Origin of the sequence: Photorhabdus caribbeanensis (genome assembly GCF_018448885.1) — a bacterium.
Classification (GTDB): domain Bacteria; phylum Pseudomonadota; class Gammaproteobacteria; order Enterobacterales; family Enterobacteriaceae; genus Photorhabdus; species Photorhabdus caribbeanensis.
Map to the genome: position 1 here is coordinate 1 of NZ_RCWB01000050.1, position 16,641 is coordinate 16,641.

Annotated in this window: 18 protein-coding genes and 1 pseudogene; 5 read left to right on the forward strand and 14 right to left on the reverse strand. The window is 44.4% G+C overall.

Features of this window, described 5'->3' with window-relative positions; genetic code table 11:
• From EAE90_RS21310 to EAE90_RS21320, 3 genes and pseudogenes are all read left to right on the forward strand, one after another.
• Positions 1 to 102 (forward strand): annotated as a pseudogene (locus tag EAE90_RS21310) (IS30 family transposase); the annotation flags it as partial.
• 377 nt (positions 103 to 479) lie between these two features.
• Complete coding sequence (locus tag EAE90_RS21315) at positions 480 to 1,610, forward strand: PLL family lectin (RefSeq protein WP_214055196.1); 1,131 nt, start codon at positions 480 to 482, stop codon at positions 1,608 to 1,610.
• 308 nt (positions 1,611 to 1,918) lie between these two features.
• On the forward strand, positions 1,919 to 2,254 hold the full coding sequence (locus EAE90_RS21320; protein ID WP_051560721.1) for a type II toxin-antitoxin system PemK/MazF family toxin: 336 nt from the start codon (positions 1,919 to 1,921) through the stop codon (positions 2,252 to 2,254).
• Between the two features lie 198 nt (positions 2,255 to 2,452).
• Here EAE90_RS21320 and EAE90_RS21325 read toward each other — a convergent pair whose 3' ends face one another.
• Positions 2,453 to 2,671 carry a hypothetical protein gene (locus EAE90_RS21325; RefSeq protein ID WP_214055217.1) on the reverse strand — a complete coding sequence of 73 codons (219 nt, stop codon included), beginning with the start codon at positions 2,669 to 2,671 and terminating at the stop codon, positions 2,453 to 2,455.
• 110 nt (positions 2,672 to 2,781) lie between these two features.
• Here EAE90_RS21325 and mutS point away from each other — a divergent pair, with 110 nt between their 5' ends.
• A complete protein-coding gene (gene mutS, locus EAE90_RS21330; protein ID WP_214055197.1) occupies positions 2,782 to 5,337 on the forward strand; it encodes a DNA mismatch repair protein MutS in 2,556 nt (851 codons plus the stop codon).
• 4 nt (positions 5,338 to 5,341) lie between these two features.
• The gene (miaE, locus tag EAE90_RS21335) at positions 5,342 to 6,103 is read left to right on the forward strand and encodes a tRNA isopentenyl-2-thiomethyl-A-37 hydroxylase MiaE (RefSeq protein WP_214055198.1); all 762 of its coding nucleotides are present in this window, start codon (positions 5,342 to 5,344) and stop codon (positions 6,101 to 6,103) included.
• Positions 6,104 to 6,199: 96 nt separating this feature from the next.
• Here miaE and EAE90_RS21340 read toward each other — a convergent pair whose 3' ends face one another.
• The 13 genes from EAE90_RS21340 to cysD all read right to left on the reverse strand — a co-directional run bounded on the left by EAE90_RS21340 (position 6,200) and on the right by cysD (position 16,641).
• On the reverse strand, positions 6,200 to 6,487 hold the full coding sequence (locus EAE90_RS21340) for a HigA family addiction module antitoxin (RefSeq protein ID WP_036778023.1): 288 nt from the start codon (positions 6,485 to 6,487) through the stop codon (positions 6,200 to 6,202).
• Positions 6,487 to 6,765 (reverse strand): type II toxin-antitoxin system RelE/ParE family toxin, encoded by a 279-nt coding sequence (locus EAE90_RS21345; RefSeq protein ID WP_036778064.1) that lies wholly within the window; start codon positions 6,763 to 6,765, stop codon positions 6,487 to 6,489. The genes EAE90_RS21340 and EAE90_RS21345 overlap by 1 nt, the downstream gene beginning before the upstream one ends.
• 576 nt (positions 6,766 to 7,341) lie before the next feature.
• A complete protein-coding gene (rpoS, locus tag EAE90_RS21350; RefSeq protein ID WP_214055199.1) occupies positions 7,342 to 8,340 on the reverse strand; it encodes an RNA polymerase sigma factor RpoS in 999 nt (332 codons plus the stop codon).
• A gap of 51 nt (positions 8,341 to 8,391) precedes the next feature.
• Positions 8,392 to 9,369 carry a murein hydrolase activator NlpD gene (gene nlpD / locus EAE90_RS21355; protein ID WP_214055200.1) on the reverse strand — a complete coding sequence of 326 codons (978 nt, stop codon included), beginning with the start codon at positions 9,367 to 9,369 and terminating at the stop codon, positions 8,392 to 8,394.
• 169 nt (positions 9,370 to 9,538) lie between these two features.
• Positions 9,539 to 10,165 (reverse strand): protein-L-isoaspartate(D-aspartate) O-methyltransferase, encoded by a 627-nt coding sequence (locus EAE90_RS21360; protein ID WP_214055201.1) that lies wholly within the window; start codon positions 10,163 to 10,165, stop codon positions 9,539 to 9,541.
• On the reverse strand, positions 10,159 to 10,923 hold the full coding sequence (gene surE / locus EAE90_RS21365) for a 5'/3'-nucleotidase SurE (protein ID WP_214055202.1): 765 nt from the start codon (positions 10,921 to 10,923) through the stop codon (positions 10,159 to 10,161). The genes EAE90_RS21360 and surE overlap by 7 nt, the downstream gene beginning before the upstream one ends.
• Positions 10,901 to 11,950 carry a tRNA pseudouridine(13) synthase TruD gene (gene truD, locus EAE90_RS21370; RefSeq protein WP_214055203.1) on the reverse strand — a complete coding sequence of 350 codons (1,050 nt, stop codon included), beginning with the start codon at positions 11,948 to 11,950 and terminating at the stop codon, positions 10,901 to 10,903. The genes surE and truD overlap by 23 nt, the downstream gene beginning before the upstream one ends.
• A 3-nt stretch (positions 11,951 to 11,953) precedes the next feature.
• The gene (ispF, locus tag EAE90_RS21375) at positions 11,954 to 12,427 is read right to left on the reverse strand and encodes a 2-C-methyl-D-erythritol 2,4-cyclodiphosphate synthase (RefSeq protein ID WP_011145090.1); all 474 of its coding nucleotides are present in this window, start codon (positions 12,425 to 12,427) and stop codon (positions 11,954 to 11,956) included.
• Positions 12,428 to 12,440: 13 nt separating this feature from the next.
• On the reverse strand, positions 12,441 to 13,172 hold the full coding sequence (ispD, locus tag EAE90_RS21380; protein WP_214055204.1) for a 2-C-methyl-D-erythritol 4-phosphate cytidylyltransferase: 732 nt from the start codon (positions 13,170 to 13,172) through the stop codon (positions 12,441 to 12,443).
• Positions 13,173 to 13,177: 5 nt separating this feature from the next.
• Positions 13,178 to 13,498: a cell division protein FtsB gene (ftsB, locus tag EAE90_RS21385; protein ID WP_105398954.1), complete on the reverse strand. Its 321-nt coding sequence runs from the start codon at positions 13,496 to 13,498 to the stop codon at positions 13,178 to 13,180.
• A gap of 146 nt (positions 13,499 to 13,644) precedes the next feature.
• Positions 13,645 to 14,277: an adenylyl-sulfate kinase gene (gene cysC / locus EAE90_RS21390; RefSeq protein WP_422616010.1), complete on the reverse strand. Its 633-nt coding sequence runs from the start codon at positions 14,275 to 14,277 to the stop codon at positions 13,645 to 13,647.
• A 1-nt stretch (position 14,278) separates the two neighbouring features.
• Positions 14,279 to 15,721: a sulfate adenylyltransferase subunit CysN gene (cysN, locus tag EAE90_RS21395; RefSeq protein ID WP_214055205.1), complete on the reverse strand. Its 1,443-nt coding sequence runs from the start codon at positions 15,719 to 15,721 to the stop codon at positions 14,279 to 14,281.
• Between the two features lie 11 nt (positions 15,722 to 15,732).
• The gene (gene cysD / locus EAE90_RS21400; protein ID WP_214055206.1) at positions 15,733 to 16,641 is read right to left on the reverse strand and encodes a sulfate adenylyltransferase subunit CysD; all 909 of its coding nucleotides are present in this window, start codon (positions 16,639 to 16,641) and stop codon (positions 15,733 to 15,735) included.

Genomic DNA, 16,641 nt, shown 5'->3' on the forward strand with positions numbered 1-16,641 from the left:
TTTGTGGTAAACCGATTAAATAATCGCCCCCGAAAAACCCGGGGAGGGAAAACCCCGAATGAATTATTTAAAGGAATACGAACATGTTTACTTCCGGATTAACGATGTTGCACTTATTATGTGAATCCAAGCTGAAATAATTTTGTATAAAAAACATATATATCCTATGGATTTCAAAGTGCATCGCAACGGCAAGGGAACGAATCCCCGGGAGCATAGATAACTATGTTACCGGGGTGAGTGAGTGCAACCAACAAAGAGGCAACTTGAAAGATAACGGGTATAAACATGTAACCAAATAATTCGAGATAATATTTACTTAACACTTACAGATCAATAATTAACAAAAAAACCGTTCTTTATTTTATTAAAAACAACATAGGAGGCTAGTAAAGATATCAATATATAAAGCCGAATATCTCTCTCATTAAATAATTATTTTTTGAACCAGAAAAACTATTTTTAAAGAGAATATACATATGAAAAAGGAACCCATTAAAATGCCAAATCCAGATAATACAGAAGCATATGTTGCCAGTGAGATAGCAATCGAGAACTCTGCAATAGCATTATCTGGAATTGTCTCAGTAGCAAACAATGCCGATAATCGACTTGAGGTTTTCGGTGTAAGCTCTGACAGCGCAGTGTGGCACAATTGGCAAACTACGCCGCTGCCAACCTCCTCCTGGGCCGGTTGGAGCAAAGTTAACGGAGTCGTGACTAGCAAACCCGCTGTCTGTCGTAATTCGGACGGTCGATTGGAAGTATTCGTACGTGGCACGGATAATGCTCTCTGGCACATCTGGCAGACCGCCGCTGATACCAATACTTGGTCAAGCTGGCAGCCGCTGTATGGTGGGATCACCAGCAACCCAGAGGTATGTATCAACTCTGACGGCCGACTTGAAGTCTTTGCACGCGGCACCGATAACGCTCTCTGGCATATCTGGCAAACCGCTGCCCATACCAATTCGTGGTCAAGCTGGAAATCTCTGGGTGGCACACTCACCTGTAACCCTGCCGCACATATCAACGCCGATGGCCGACTTGAAGTCTTTGCACGCAGCACCGATAACGCTCTCTGGCACATTTGGCAAACCGCTGCCCACACCGATCAGTGGTCAAGTTGGAAATCGTTGAATGGCGTGATCACTAGCGATCCAGTGGTCATCGACAACTGCGATGGTCGGCTTGAAGTCTTTGCACGTGGTGCCGATAGCACACTCCGGCATATCTCACAGATCAGCTCTGATTCCGTTTCGTGGTCAAACTGGCAATGTTTGGATGGTGTGATCACTAGCGCTCCTGCGGTGGTGAGGAATATCTCTGGTCGGCTTGAGGTCTTTGCACGCGGCGCTGACAACACGCTCTGGCGCACCTGGCAGGTTTATCATAACGGCCCGTGGTCTAACTGGAGCTCATTTACAGGCATTATCGCCAGCGCCCCAACGGTAGCGAAGAATTCAGACGGCCGGATTGAGGTCTTTGTGCTTGGCCTTGATAAGGCGCTCTGGCACCTCTGGCAAACTACTTCATCAACTACATCATCGTGGACCACCTGGGCTCTCATCGGCGGTATCACCTTGACTGACGCTTCTGTGATCAAATAATTTGGAAGGAACCAGCTTCGCATAAGACAAGCGTAATCTTCTGGCCCGATGCATTAAAGAAAATATTCACTGCGCTGCATTGGGCCAGTGGTGCTTAATTTGCTGGAGTTAAATAAGATTCTAAAATAGTGCTACATCTTATATCACTCATAATCCCATATATAACAATGGGTTGAAGAGAGTCATGTGTAGCAGAATTATGAAAAGCTATTTAACCCAATATTCGACATGTAAGCTCAATACGGGTTCAAACTCATGTATTATTGTTTATGACAAAGATATACTTTTGATTGAATATACCACCTGAAATGGTAAAAAATCGGCTTGTTGTTATTATAAACGGTAAAATAGATGGCAATGCCTGTATAGTTGTTCCTCTATCAAGCAAATGTGATCAAAATAAATTACAACGTGAAATGCACGTTGTAATTGATAAAAGCGTTGTTGAAAATATGAAATATTTTGAACAAATAACACGTTGGGCAAAAGCGGATCTTGTACAACAAGTCAGCCGACAACGGCTACAAAGACCAAGAACTGATAGAGGTTATTTAAATCAAATTTTACCCAAAGAAATCGTCACTAAAATTCAATTGGCAATAATTAAATCCATAAACGCAAGTCAATTGTTATCAACATCATGACACTTGATTTCTCCAGTAAGAGCGCTCACAATATAGCCGTTGCCCATAGAGGCCCAAAATATTTATTCCCTTTGAGGGACCTGCGAAGCCTAGCAATTCAATTAGCTAGGCTTCTGCCATTCTAGCATCCCATAATTTCAACAAAGAATTTCCATAAAAAAGCTCTTAGTACACAAAGGCTCAGGCTGCTGGCAAAAACTAATAAGACATTTGTTCAGATTTTAGATTGGTCATACTGGCGGCAACATCAATAACAAGCTCAACCATCTCGCTATCATCATCAAGGAAATTCTTTACCAACAAGGCAATTACGGCTGTAGTATTAGACAGCAAAAACCAGTCAACATTGGGAAATTCTCTCAACCACTTCGGCAACTCAGCTTTGCTTTCCACACAGAGCCAAATTAACCAGACCAAAATTACAACTAAATTTGCGAATTGCTTCCAGATTTTACTTGTGTAAGTTTAAAGCTTGGTGCGATACCATAACGAAAGAATTGATTCACAAACTTAATTAAGACCACTGCATGATTAATACAGAAACCTTCGACACCCACACGCCCATGATGCAGCAATATCTCCGCCTTAAAGCACAGCATCCTGATATCCTGCTGTTTTACAGAATGGGGGATTTCTATGAGCTATTTTATGACGATGCCAAAAAGGCGGCAAAATTGCTGGATATTTCCCTGACCAAACGTGGTCAATCAGCCGGCAATCCTATCCCTATGGCAGGCGTGCCACATCATGCAGTAGAAAACTACTTAGCTAAGCTGGTTCAATTAGGTGAATCAGTCGCTATCTGTGAGCAAATTGGCGATCCTGCCACCAGCAAAGGCCCAGTTGAACGTAAAGTTGTTCGCATCGTTACCCCCGGCACCGTGACAGATGAAGCTTTATTACAGGAACGGCAAGATAACCTGCTAGCGGCTATTTGGCACGATAATCAAGGATTTGGTTATGCCACACTAGACGTGACATCTGGCCGCTTCCAAATATCTGAAATGGCAGAACGGGAAACAATAGCCGCTGAATTGCAACGTAGCCGTCCTGTCGAATTGCTCTATCCTGAAAGTTTTGAACATATGGCGCTGATTGAAAATTTTCATGGCCTGCGCCGCCGTCCTTTATGGGAATTTGAGCTGGATACCGCAAAACAGCAATTGAACCTGCAATTTGGTACCCGTGATCTCGTCGGTTTTGGTGTGGAAAAAGCAGCGCTTGCTCTGCGTGCCGCTGGTTGCCTGCTGCAATATGTCAAAGATACTCAACGCACGGCGCTGCCGCATATTCGCGGCATTACGATGGAACGTCAGCAAGATACGGTTATTATGGATGCCGCCACCCGCCGTAATTTGGAACTGACACAAAACCTGTCCGGCAGTACAGATAATACGCTCGCTTCTGTTCTTGATCTGTGTGTCACCCCAATGGGTAGCCGAATGTTGAAACGCTGGCTGCACGCCCCTGTCAGGGACCGCCAGATATTAGAAAACCGTCAACAAGCTATTGCTACCTTGCAGGAAATTGGGCTGGAGTTGCAGCCATTTTTGCTACAGGTAGGTGATCTCGAACGTGTGTTAGCACGCTTGGCTCTACGCTCTGCTCGGCCAAGGGATCTGGCAAGAATGCGCCATGCATTCCAGCAATTACCGGATATCCATCAAGTCATGGACTCCTCAGATTCCCCTTATATCAAGCAATTGCAGAAAAATATCGGCAGATTTGATGAATTACAGGAATTACTTGAGAGAGCAATTGTAGAAACTCCTCCGGTGTTGGTTCGCGATGGCGGTGTAATCGCACCGGGTTATAACAGTGAACTGGATGAGTGGCGCACACTGGCTGATGGCGCCAGTAACTATCTGGAACAACTGGAAATCCGAGAACGAGAAAAATTAGGTATCGATACTCTGAAAGTCGGCTTTAACGGTGTTCATGGCTACTATATTCAAGTCAGCCGAGGACAGAGCCATCTGGTGCCAATCCATTATGTCCGCCGCCAAACACTGAAAAATGCTGAGCGTTATATCATCCCTGAGCTAAAAGAGTATGAAGATAAGGTTCTGACCTCTAAAGGGAAATCTCTGGCAATAGAGAAAGCGCTTTACGAAGAATTATTCGATCTGCTATTGCCTCATTTGGCCAAATTACAAACCAGCGCCGAAGCACTGGCTGAACTTGATGTATTGGCAAATCTGGCAGAACGCGCAGAAACCCTGAATTATGTTTGCCCAACATTGAGCGATAAACCGGGAATTCAAATCACCGGTGGTCGCCATCCGGTTGTTGAGCAGGTTCTGAGTGAGCCATTTATCTCAAACCCACTCTCTTTATCTTCACAGCGGCGTCTGCTGATTATTACCGGTCCAAATATGGGCGGCAAAAGTACCTATATGCGTCAGGCGGCGCTTATTACACTTCTGGCCTATATCGGTAGCTTTGTACCGGCGGAAAAAGCAGTTATTGGCCCAGTTGATCGCATATTCACCCGTGTAGGCGCTTCCGATGATCTGGCATCCGGCCGTTCAACCTTTATGGTGGAAATGACCGAAACCGCCAATATCTTGCACAATGCGACAGAACAAAGTTTGGTATTGATGGATGAGATTGGTAGAGGGACATCAACCTACGATGGCCTTTCTCTGGCATGGGCATGTGCAGAAAATCTGGCAAACCGCATTAAAGCAATGACGTTGTTCGCCACTCACTATTTTGAGCTGACCACGTTGCCGGAAAAACTTGAAGGCGTGGTTAATATTCATCTGGATGCGGTAGAGCATGGCGATACCATCGCATTTATGCACAGCGTGCAAGAAGGCGCAGCCAGTAAGAGCTACGGATTGGCTGTGGCTTCCCTCGCTGGCGTTCCACGCGAAGTGATTAAACGAGCGCGTCAGAAACTTAAAGAGCTGGAATCACTCTCCAACCATGCAACGGCAAGTCATGTCGATACACCGCAACTCGCGCTATTAACAGAAGAGACGTCACCGGCGGTTGAAGCATTAGAAAATCTTAATCCAGATTCACTGACTCCGCGTCAAGCATTAGAATGGATTTATCGACTAAAAGATATGGTATAAGAACGTGTTTGACAAAAGCCTTTTACAACCGATATACCGTTTTTTGCAATGTGAAACCCCGGATTTGTGGGTAGATAAAGCAAAACAGCCTGAAAATTTACCTGTGCTTCTACGGGATCATCTGTTATGCGAGCTGAAAGCAGCACAGAGCGCTATGTTTTTGATCCGTAAGTATGCCGTAGATCAGCGAAGTGAAGATACACTTCTGGCATGGTTTAAACCTTATGAAGATTTTGCCTACAAGAAAATTGGCGATCTCAATTCATTAAGAGGTCAAAACCAAGCGACCAAACAGATCAACGCCAAAGCTAATTCACCTTATAGCCAGGATCTGATTGATAAAATGGTGCTGCTGATTAAAGAAGAGTTACATCATTTCTATCAAGTGCTAGAAATCATGGACGCACGCAATATCAGCTATGAAAGCATCACAGCCAGCCGTTATGCCAAAGGCATGCTTAGCCATATCACCAGCCATGAACCTTATACATTGGTAGATAAGCTGATTATCGGCGCTTATATTGAGGCACGTTCCTGTGAACGTTTCGCCAAATTGGCCCCTCATTTGGATGAAGATCTGAGTAAATTTTATATCTCGCTACTGCGCTCTGAAGCACGTCACTATCAAGACTATCTTTCACTAGCGCAATCTATTGCTAATGAAGATATTACCGAGCGGGTGAACTATTTTGGCCGTGTTGAAGCTGAATTGATTCAAAATCCAGATAGCGATTTTAAATTCCACAGTGGCATTCCTGTAATTTGAGATACTGATTAAAAAAAGGTGAGCTAATACTCACCTTTCAGACCAACGACAAAACAATTGAGATGGTTCAGAATCAGGGACATTGAAATATGTCAATCAAGCTATTTGCAATCGATGAAGATGAGACACATCGATATGCTGTTTTGCCTGCCATAAATCATAGTCCACCTGCATTCCCATCCAAACTTGAGGTGAACTGCCAATAACGACAGACAATTTCAGTGCCATTTCTGGCGAAACATCAGACTTGCCAACAACCAAGCGTTGCACAGTTGATGGTGCTACACCCAGTGCCTTAGCCAAGCCTCTGGCGCTCAAATTCAGAGCCTCCATAGCCTCTTTAACTAATATTCCGGGATGCGGGGGGTTATACATCATAACCATTAGTGGTAATCCTCATAGTTCACAATGTAGACATCACCATCATACAACTCAAAGGTGATTCGCCAATTCCCTGTCACAGTAATAGACCACACACCATTCCTGTTTCCTGTAAGTGGGTGTAAAAAAAAGCCCGGGATATCTACATCTTCAATTTTTACAGCTCTATTCAACACCTCAAGACGGGTAGCAATTTTTGGAGCTTGCATAGCATTAATACCGGCTGTAGAACCTGTTTCAAAAAACTTTTTCAACCCTTTATGTTTAAAACTCTTAATCATATCCGTCCGCTGAACAGTGCTGCTCGGTACAATTATCATACTCAGCCGCCGCACTATACGCAACACCTTTACAAGTCACAGTGAGACTTTAAAAGCCATCCGTGGCTTAGATGGAATTATGCTGGCAATAAACAGACGAAATGAATTTAATCCCGAGAGGCAGGATATAATGTGGTGTATTAATATCAATTATATTCGCATGAAAATAAGGGTAGAGTTATCTAAATAAGATTCTAAAATAGTGCTACATCTTATATCACTCATAATCCCATATATAACAATGGGTTGAAGAGAGTCATGTGTAGCAGAATTATGAAAAGCTATTTAGCTATAGCGACAAATTTGTCCCCTTGAAAAGGAAAACTATTTGGAAGAGGATAATGAAGTGCCCTAAATTAGTCGACCACCATAATTTAAATATCAGAAATCTTTGATTGAAATTTACTATCATCATCTAAGACAAAATTAGGGAAATCCTACCGGGTACTGAAGAACCTGATAATACCAAGCATCAACAATGCAAAAACAGGGACAACAGCTCTTCAGAACCCAAGTAGCCAAACTACTACTCAACCATTAAGTACGGAATAACGCTTCAATATTCAAACCTTGTGTTTGCATAATATCTTTCAGACGTCGCAAACCTTCGACCTGGATCTGACGCACCCTTTCCCTTGTCAAACCGATCTCTTTGCCCACGTCTTCCAGCGTTTCAGCCTCATATCCCAAAAGACCAAAACGACGCGCTAATACTTCACGTTGCTTCGAATTCAACTCAAACAGCCATTTGACGATACTCTTTTTCATATCGTCTTCCTGTGTTGTTCCCTCCGGCCCGCTTTCATTCTCATCCGATAAAACATCCAAGAGCGCTTTATCAGAATCACTGCTAATCGGGGTATCAACCGAAATGATGCGCTCATTCAATCGCAACATACGGCTTACATCATCAACCGGTTTATCCAGTTGTTCTGCTATCTCTTCCGGGCTAGGTTCATGATCCAATTTATGGGCAAGTTCTCTTGCTGTACGCAAGTAGACGTTGAGTTCTTTAACAATGTGGATTGGCAACCGAATAGTACGGGTTTGATTCATAATCGCCCGCTCAATAGTTTGCCGAATCCACCATGTTGCATAGGTAGAAAACCTGAACCCGCGCTCCGGGTCAAATTTTTCAACAGCACGAATAAGGCCAAGATTACCTTCTTCAATCAAATCAAGAAGGGCTAAGCCTCTATTACTGTAACGACGAGAAATTTTAACAACTAATCGCAAGTTACTTTCGATCATTCTCTGGCGGGCCAGAACATCACCACGTAATGCCCGCCTTGCGAAAAAAACCTCTTCTTCCGCCGTCAATAAAGGAGAAAAACCAATCTCGCCGAGATAAAGCTGTGTTGCATCAAGAACCCGCTGGTTCATACTCTGCAACACATCTAAATCATGTTCAAAATCAGTTAGATCATCCTCATCGTTCTTCAATAATTTCTCATCGAAGTCGTCAGCTTCAATACCACTTTCATCTAAATCCGCATCATCATACAACTCGTTAACTTTCAGCGTATTTTGGCTCATAAGCTGCCCCTACCCATGATAATGCAGGCAGAATTCAGCATTCTGCCCAGTTTATCGCTGCGGAAGATAACGCAGCGGGTTTACGGATTTTCCCTTGTAACGAATTTCAAAGTGTAATCTTACAGAACTGGTACCCGTGCTACCCATAGTGGCAATTTTTTGCCCCGCCTTGATGTCCTGTTGCTCACGAACCAGCATCGTATCGTTATGAGCATAGGCACTCAGGTAGTCATCGTTATGTTTTATAATTATCAGATTTCCATATCCACGTAAGGCGTTTCCGGCGTAGACAACCCGACCACCTGCTGTTGCAAATACTGACTGGCCCCGGCTGCCTGCGATATCAATCCCTTTGTTACCCCCTTGGGTATCAGAGAAACTCTCAATCATTTTACCTTCAGCCGGCCACATCCAACTGCTAACAACACTGTTTCCACTGCTCGCGGTTGTCGTCGGTGATTCTAAATACGTATTGTTTACTGTTGACGTAGTTGCCCGTGGCAACATTTTTACACTCTTTTGTATCCCGGAATTTGCAGGATACGCATTAGTTGATTGAGAATCAACCAGGGCTGTTTGCTTTTGATTATGGTTATAAGTGGTTAACATCCCGCTACTACCGGTCCTCAAAGTCTGCCCCACCGTCAGACTGTAAGGTTCTGAAATATTATTTTTGCTCGCAAGATCACGAAAATCATTACCTGTAATCCAAGCGATATAAAACAGAGTATCACCATGTTTGACTGTATAAGTGCTGCCGTTATAGCTGCCCTTAGGAATACTGTCATAATCACGGTTATAAACAATTCTCCCCTGCGAATTGCTATCAGTCGCACTCATTGATGAAGGTGAAGATGGCATCGGCGTAGATATAGCAGAATTGCCAGAGTATATTACCGGATGATGACTCCCTCTGCTTTGTTTTTGATCAACACTGGTGATAGGCGCAGGACGAGTTGGCGTATTTGTACAGCCGACTAACCAGACTCCCATCAATAAACACGTTACGATCCGCTGTATTTTTTTCATTGGGCTTCCCGAATTCATATTTCCTTCCCCCATAACGGCAAAGATAAGCGTAAAAGTTAATAAGTTCTAAAGGTTATACATAACCACAAAAATTCCAAAACGAAAGTAATTTCGCTTATTAAAGCAAATATAACCATTAATTGAAAAATAGTTGCAATAGACTATGAACTTAAGCCAGTTCCCCTTGCACAAGGGGCACAAAGCGCACAGCTTCGATTACTTCACTATGAAAACCATTGCCATGACGTTTGACGGATTTAAGAATTTGTGTGTGCTCACCCACCGGTAAAACCATAACCCCCCCATCCGTAAGCTGAAGCATCAATTCTTGTGGGATATACGGAGGCGCTGCGGTTACAATAATAGCATCAAATAACCCACGCGACGGCCATCCTTGCCAGCCATCCCCATGACGGGTCGAAACATTATGCAAATCAAGCTGTTTCAACCTCCGTTTAGCCTGCCACTGTAAGCCCTTGATCCGTTCTACCGAGAAAACATGTTTGACCAAATGCGCTAATATTGCCGTCTGATAACCAGAGCCAGTGCCAATTTCCAAAACCTTAGCATCGGGTGTTAACTGAAGCAGTTCAGTCATACGGGCGACAATATAAGGCTGAGAAATCGTTTGCCCATGACCAATAGGCAAAGCTGTATTTTCATACGCTTTATGTGCCAGTGCTTCATCGACAAAACGTTCCCTAGGCACAGCGGAAATAGCGGCCAGTAAACGTTCATCTTTTATTCCCTGCTGGCGTAATTGTGTCAGCAAATTTTTCATTGCCCGACTCAGCATTCTCCATCAACCTCAGCTTTAGCTAACCAATCTTTTACTAACGCCTGCGCTTTATACGCAGTCAGATCTACCTGTAATGGCGTAATAGAGACATATCCCTGTTCCACCGCCGCAAAATCTGTTTCAGGGCCGGCATCATGTTTATCTCCCGGCGGCCCCAACCAGTAAAGCATGTTGCCTTTAGGATCTTGCATAGAATAAACTTCTTCCGCGGCATGACGGCTACCACAACGTGTTACCCGAAAACCTTTAATTTGTTCAAACGGCAAATCAGGAACATTCACATTTAAAATATTACCCGCTCTTAAGGGTGTTGTTTGTAGCATTTGTAGTAAACGACAGGTGATTTCTGCCGCTGTTTGGTAATGCAATTCGCCATCAAGTGAAATAGCCAATGCAGGCAATCCCAGGTGACGCCCTTCCATCGCAGCGGCAACCGTACCGGAATAAATCACATCATCCCCAAGGTTGGGGCCGCGATTAATACCAGAAACAACAATTTCAGGACGCGGAAGAACCAAGCGATTAACACCGAGATAGACACAATCCGTTGGTGTGCCGCCCAACACAGAGATATCACCATTCTCCAACGTATTAACACTTAGTGAACGATCAAGGGTCAATGCATTAGAGGCACCACTCCGATTACGATCAGGCGCAACAACCTGCACATGATAACTTTTCCGTAACGCTGCCGCTAAAACCTGAATCCCTGGAGCGGTAACACCGTCATCATTACTCAACAATATTTGTAACATTATTTTGATCCTGATTGATAATTTCCCTGACCACACTGGTAGCAAAACTGCCAGCAGATAACCAGAAACTGATTTTCACCGTGTCATTATCTTGCCATTGCCAACTCAAATTCTGAGGTTGCACCAGAATCGCCCTACGGGAACCATCCACCCTTTCACGTTTGATAAGTTCCCACAATGATTCATAGGGCTGTAAATATTGCCGTTCAAAATCCGCAGCTTGGTGCTGTGTTCCCAATTCACCGTCACCGGGTAGCGGTGCCGTTATTTGTAACTCTCCATCGATCACCCGCTGTTGCAATAAAGGCAATTCCGTTTCGTCAGCAACAAACCAACTACCACGCCCTGTTAATTGTAAGGCGTCACCCTTCATTACCTGTTGCTGCTGTTTCAGAACAATCCGTGCACTGGCTACCGTATTAAACATAGCACTACGACTGGCTGACAGATAAAAACTGCGTTTATTTCTCTCTTTTACTCGAATTTCATTATTTGCCCAACGCTGCGCTTGAATCAGATTCTGTCCATCCCGGCCAAAACGCTGTTCACCAAAATAGTTAGGCACGCCACCTTGCTGAATTAGCCGTAGTCTGTTTTCAACAAATTGGTGATGACTGATTTCCCGCAAAATCAGCGTAAATGAATTTCCTTTCAATGCGCCAATGCGCAGTTTACGTTTCTGACGGGCTGTCGTCAGAACTTCGCATCCCTCAAGCTGAAACGAGGCAAAATCAGGTTCCTGCTTGCCCGGTAGGTGCAAGCAAAACCACTGTTCTGTCACTGCATGACGGTCTTTTAAGCCAGCATAACTGACCGATCTAGACGGTATACCAGCGAAACGAGCAAGGTTATCTGCAACAAATTGGGTATTACAACCCGTTTTACGGATGTGCGCCATTAAGTGCTCACCTTCTCCATCAGGAGAAAAACCCAAATCTTCACAGACAATAAAATCTTCCGGCGAGGCTTTCAGTACCCCCGTCGCTTCTGGTTGCCCATACAGCCAATTTAATTCAGCCAATACCATCAATTATTCCTTAACCAGCAAAGCAACCGCTTCGCAAGCAATACCTTCTTTACGCCCAACAAACCCCAATTTCTCGGTAGTTGTGGCTTTAACATTGATATCATCAATGTGACATTGCAGATCTTCTGCCAGATTGACTCTCATTTGTGGGATATGCGGCAACATTTTGGGTGCTTGAGCGATAATCGTAATATCCAGATTGCCAATCCGATAACCCTTTTCCCTGATACGTGAATAGGCTTCGCGCAATAATTTACGGCTATCCACCCCTTTAAACGCCGGATCAGTGTCTGGGAATAATTTCCCGATATCGCCCAATGCCGCAGCACCTAACAAAGCATCCGTTGCCGCATGGAGAGCAACATCGCCGTCAGAATGCGCCAACAACCCTTGTTCATAAGGAATACGAACACCACCGATAATAATCGGCCCTTCACCACCAAATTTATGTACATCGAAACCGTGTCCGATCCTCATGATGTCTGTTCCTTTATTTTCTAGACAGATAAAATTCTGCCAATGTCAAATCCTCAGGACGCGTGACTTTTATATTGTCTGAACGCCCATTAACCAACACCGGTTGATAGCCACAATATTCCAGAGCAGAGGCTTCATCTGTAATATTAGCGTGTTGCGAAAGTGCTTTTGACAAACAATCCCTTAGTAACATCAATGGAAAAAACTGCGGCGTCAGTGCATGCCAGAGATCTTGCCGTTCTACCGTATGGTCAATAACTTGACCAGTCCGCCCACGTTTCATCGTATCGCGGACCGGCGATGCCAGAATACCGCCGCATGCCATATTTCCCTGTTCATCTGCTTCTGCTAATTGTAGCAAGCGGTCAAGATCGTCATGGTGTAAACAAGGACGGGCTGCATCATGCACTAAAACCCAACAATTATCATTGCCAGTCACATGAGCCAGATGATTTAAACCAGCCAGCACAGAATCTGCTCGCTGTTCACCACCCACTACCGCAGTAATGCGCGAATCTGATGCAACTTCAAGAGATTGAAACTGTGTGTCCGTGGGATTTAAAACAATCACAATGTGCTGAATACGGGGATACTCAAGTAATACAGCCAAGGTGTGCTCAATAATGGTCTTTCCGGCAATAGACAGGTATTGCTTTGGGCAATCCGAATTCATTCGGCTACCAATACCCGCTGCTGGCACCAAAGCAATAATATCAGCACAGGAATGAAGTAATAGATTGTTCATTTTAATTATTGAGTATTATTTGGAGTCGAGGGACGCGAAGTGTTTTCTTTAGATTTATCAACGATTAAACGATAGAAAGTTTCACCCGGTTTGATCATACCCAATTCATTACGGGATCGCTCTTCGATGGCTTCCTGTCCACCAGTAAGATCATCAATTTCCGCCGATAACTGATCGTTACGCGCTTTAAGTTTGCTGTTATTACGCTCTTGCATCGCAACATCATTCTTAACCCGCACATAATCATGAATGCCGTTTTTACCAAGCCACAGTGAATACTGTAGCCATCCAAGTAAAACCAGTAATAGTAGCGTCAGTTTACCCATTTCCGCCCCCTGAAATATCTGTCAATCATCCCATAACTCAAAGAATGACGCTACTATCACAAAACAGGGTAGGAGAAAAATAGTCGAATGCAGTTATTTTACACAAGCACATCACTGAAAACGCAATAATGTGCTTTTTGTTGACGTTATCCGCGATGAATTCTTGAGCGTATAATGCCGCTCTTTTCCAATTCCACCAGCAACTGGGCCACAGAAGCCTCAACGGGTTGTTGGCCTGCAAGGTAAATTTCCGGGTTATCGGGAACCTCATAGACTGAATCAATCCCCGTGAAATGACGAATTTCACCGGCACGAGCTTTTTTGTACAATCCTTTCGGATCACGAGATTCGCAAACTTCCAACGGCGTATCGACAAAAACTTCAATAAATTTCCCAGGCTCCAGCAGCTCACGAACCTTTTGCCGTTCTGCTTTATGAGGAGAGATAAAAGCCGTCAGCACAACTAAACCCGCATCAACCATCAAACTGGCGACTTCACCTACTCGGCGGATATTTTCTTGCCTATCCGGTTCGGAAAAACCCAAATCGCTACAAAGGCCATGACGCAAGTTATCGCCATCAAGCAAATAAGTTTTTATTCCCCGTTGAAACAGGGCCTGTTCTAAGGCCCCTGCTACAGTGGATTTCCCTGAACCCGATAAACCTGTGAACCAAATAACCAATGCAGGATGGCCATTTTCAACCTCCCGCTGCGTTCTGGTCAGTTGATGTGGATGCCAGACAACGTTTTCTGATGCCAGATTTTCAATGTCAGCCAATTTATTTACCTCCCAGTAAATCTCTGGCTCCCCAATGAGGGAAATGACGGCGAATCAACCGATTCAATTCCAGTTCAAATTCGCTGAACTCTTTTGGCCCTTCATACACATCTGTCTGAATTTCACGTACCAACCCGGCACCAACAGTGACGTTAGTCAGTCGATCGATCAAAATAATGCCGCCAGTGTCGCTATTTTGCTGATAGCTATCGAGCATTAATGGTTCTTCAAAAGAAAATTCCACCGATCCGATGGCATTTAATGGTAAATCAACAGCCACCCGCTGTGTCAGGTTAGTAATATCAACCTGATACTGAATATTCTCAACTTTGCCACGGCTCTTTTTACCCGCCACTTTGATATCAAGGTTCTGCCCCTGCACCAAAGGCTGCTCAGACATCCATACCACATCCACCAGCGCATGTCGGGTAACTACCATCTCATCATCGGCAGAAATCAGCAGATCTCCTCGGCTGATATCAATCTCATCTTTCAGCACCACCGTAATGGCCTCGCCCGGAACAGCAAAATCCAAATCACCATTGAAAGTCACTATCCTCTCCACCCGAGAGCCGATACCGGATGGCATGACTTTGACTTTCTGCCCCCTACGTAAAATCCCAGACGAAAGTGTGCCACTGTAACCACGAAAATCGAGATCAGGCCGGCTAACATATTGTACCGGGAAACGTAGTAACTGCTTCGAGGCTTCCTTCTTTACATCAACTGTTTCAAGGATATCCAATAACGTTGGCCCTTGATACCAATCCATATTGCAACTTCTAGTGACGATATTATCGCCATCAAGTGCCGAGATTGGGACAAAATGAACGTCCAAATCTGTCGGCAATTGGGCAGCGAAATTCATATAATCCTGTTTGATCTGATTAAAAACTTCTTGACAATATTCCATCAGATCCATTTTATTCACCGCTACCACCAAATGGCGAATACCTAGCAATGTACTGATAAAACTGTGCCGACGGGTCTGCTCCTGAACACCTTTACGCGCATCAATCAACAGAATAGAAAGATCACAGGTCGAGGCCCCCGTTGCCATATTGCGGGTGTACTGCTCATGTCCCGGTGTATCAGCAATGATAAATTTGCGTTTTTCTGTGGAAAAATAACGATAAGCCACATCAATGGTGATACCCTGCTCGCGCTCTGCGGCAAGACCATCCACCAATAAAGCCAGATCTAATTTTTCACCCTGAGTACCGATACGTTTACTGTCATTCTGCAACGTTGAAAGCTGATCTTCGTAGATCTGACGAGTATCATGCAACAAGCGTCCAATCAGAGTACTTTTGCCATCATCCACGCTGCCACATGTCAGGAAACGCAGTAATCCTTTCTCTTGTTGAGCGCGTAGATAAGCTTCCACACCACCCTGTTGTTTAATTTGATAAGCAACGGTTTCATTCTGTGCAAGTGCTGACATGATTGATCTCCTTAGAAATAACCTTGACGTTTTTTCAGTTCCATAGAAGCAGATTGATCACTATCAATCAGCCGTCCTTGCCGTTCACTCGTCGTCGATATCAGCATCTCTTCAATAATTTCCGGCAATGTTTCAGCATCAGATTTCACTGCTCCCGTCAGCGGCCAACAACCAAGAGTACGGAAACGAACTTTGCGCTGGCTGATAACTTCTCCCGGTTTCAGATCGATCCGATCGTCATCAACCATAATCAGCGTCCCCTCCCGCTCCAATACCGGGCGGAATTTGGCAAAATAAAGAGGAACAATGTCAATTTGCTCCAAATAGATATATTGCCAGACATCCAATTCAGTCCAATTAGACAGAGGGAATACGCGAATGCTTTCACCTTTATTAATCTGGCCGTTGTAATTGCGCCACAATTCAGGACGCTGGTTTTTCGGGTCCCAACGATGTGAGCGATCACGGAAGGAATAGATTCGCTCCTTGGCACGTGATTTCTCTTCATCACGACGAGCACCGCCGAAAGCAGCATCAAAACCATATTTATCCAGTGCCTGCTTTAACCCTTCCGTTTTCATGATGTCAGTATGTTTGGCGCTACCATGCACAAATGGATTGATTCCCATTGCTTCCCCTTGCGGGTTGCGATACACCAACAGTTCAAAGCCGTAATTCTTCGCTGTACGATCACGAAACTCGTACATTTCGCGAAATTTCCAGCCCGTGTCCACATGCAGCAAAGGAAATGGCAATGTTCCCGGATAGAACGCCTTGCGTGCAAGATGAAGCATGACCGAAGAATCTTTACCGATAGAGTAAAGCATCACCGGGTTTTCAAACTCGGCGGCCACTTCCCGTATAATATGCATACTTTCAGCTTCAAGTTGCTGCAAGTGTGTCAATCTTTTCTCATCCAT

Coding starts and splice junctions, on each gene's coding strand:
- EAE90_RS21315 (WP_214055196.1), top strand. CDS start 480: ATGAAAAAGGAACCCATTAAAATGCCAAATCCAGATAATACAGAAGCA.
- EAE90_RS21320 (WP_051560721.1), top strand. CDS start 1,919: ATGGTAAAAAATCGGCTTGTTGTTATTATAAACGGTAAAATAGATGGC.
- mutS (WP_214055197.1), top strand. CDS start 2,782: ATGATTAATACAGAAACCTTCGACACCCACACGCCCATGATGCAGCAA.
- EAE90_RS21340 (WP_036778023.1), bottom strand. CDS start 6,487: ATGGTTATGATGTATAACCCCCCGCATCCCGGAATATTAGTTAAAGAG.
- EAE90_RS21345 (WP_036778064.1), bottom strand. CDS start 6,765: ATGATTAAGAGTTTTAAACATAAAGGGTTGAAAAAGTTTTTTGAAACA.
- rpoS (WP_214055199.1), bottom strand. CDS start 8,340: ATGAGCCAAAATACGCTGAAAGTTAACGAGTTGTATGATGATGCGGAT.
- nlpD (WP_214055200.1), bottom strand. CDS start 9,369: ATGAAAAAAATACAGCGGATCGTAACGTGTTTATTGATGGGAGTCTGG.
- EAE90_RS21360 (WP_214055201.1), bottom strand. CDS start 10,165: ATGCTGAGTCGGGCAATGAAAAATTTGCTGACACAATTACGCCAGCAG.
- surE (WP_214055202.1), bottom strand. CDS start 10,923: ATGTTACAAATATTGTTGAGTAATGATGACGGTGTTACCGCTCCAGGG.
- truD (WP_214055203.1), bottom strand. CDS start 11,950: ATGGTATTGGCTGAATTAAATTGGCTGTATGGGCAACCAGAAGCGACG.
- ispF (WP_011145090.1), bottom strand. CDS start 12,427: ATGAGGATCGGACACGGTTTCGATGTACATAAATTTGGTGGTGAAGGG.
- ispD (WP_214055204.1), bottom strand. CDS start 13,172: ATGAACAATCTATTACTTCATTCCTGTGCTGATATTATTGCTTTGGTG.
- ftsB (WP_105398954.1), bottom strand. CDS start 13,498: ATGGGTAAACTGACGCTACTATTACTGGTTTTACTTGGATGGCTACAG.
- cysN (WP_214055205.1), bottom strand. CDS start 15,721: ATGTCAGCACTTGCACAGAATGAAACCGTTGCTTATCAAATTAAACAA.
- cysD (WP_214055206.1), bottom strand. CDS start 16,641: ATGGATGAGAAAAGATTGACACACTTGCAGCAACTTGAAGCTGAAAGT.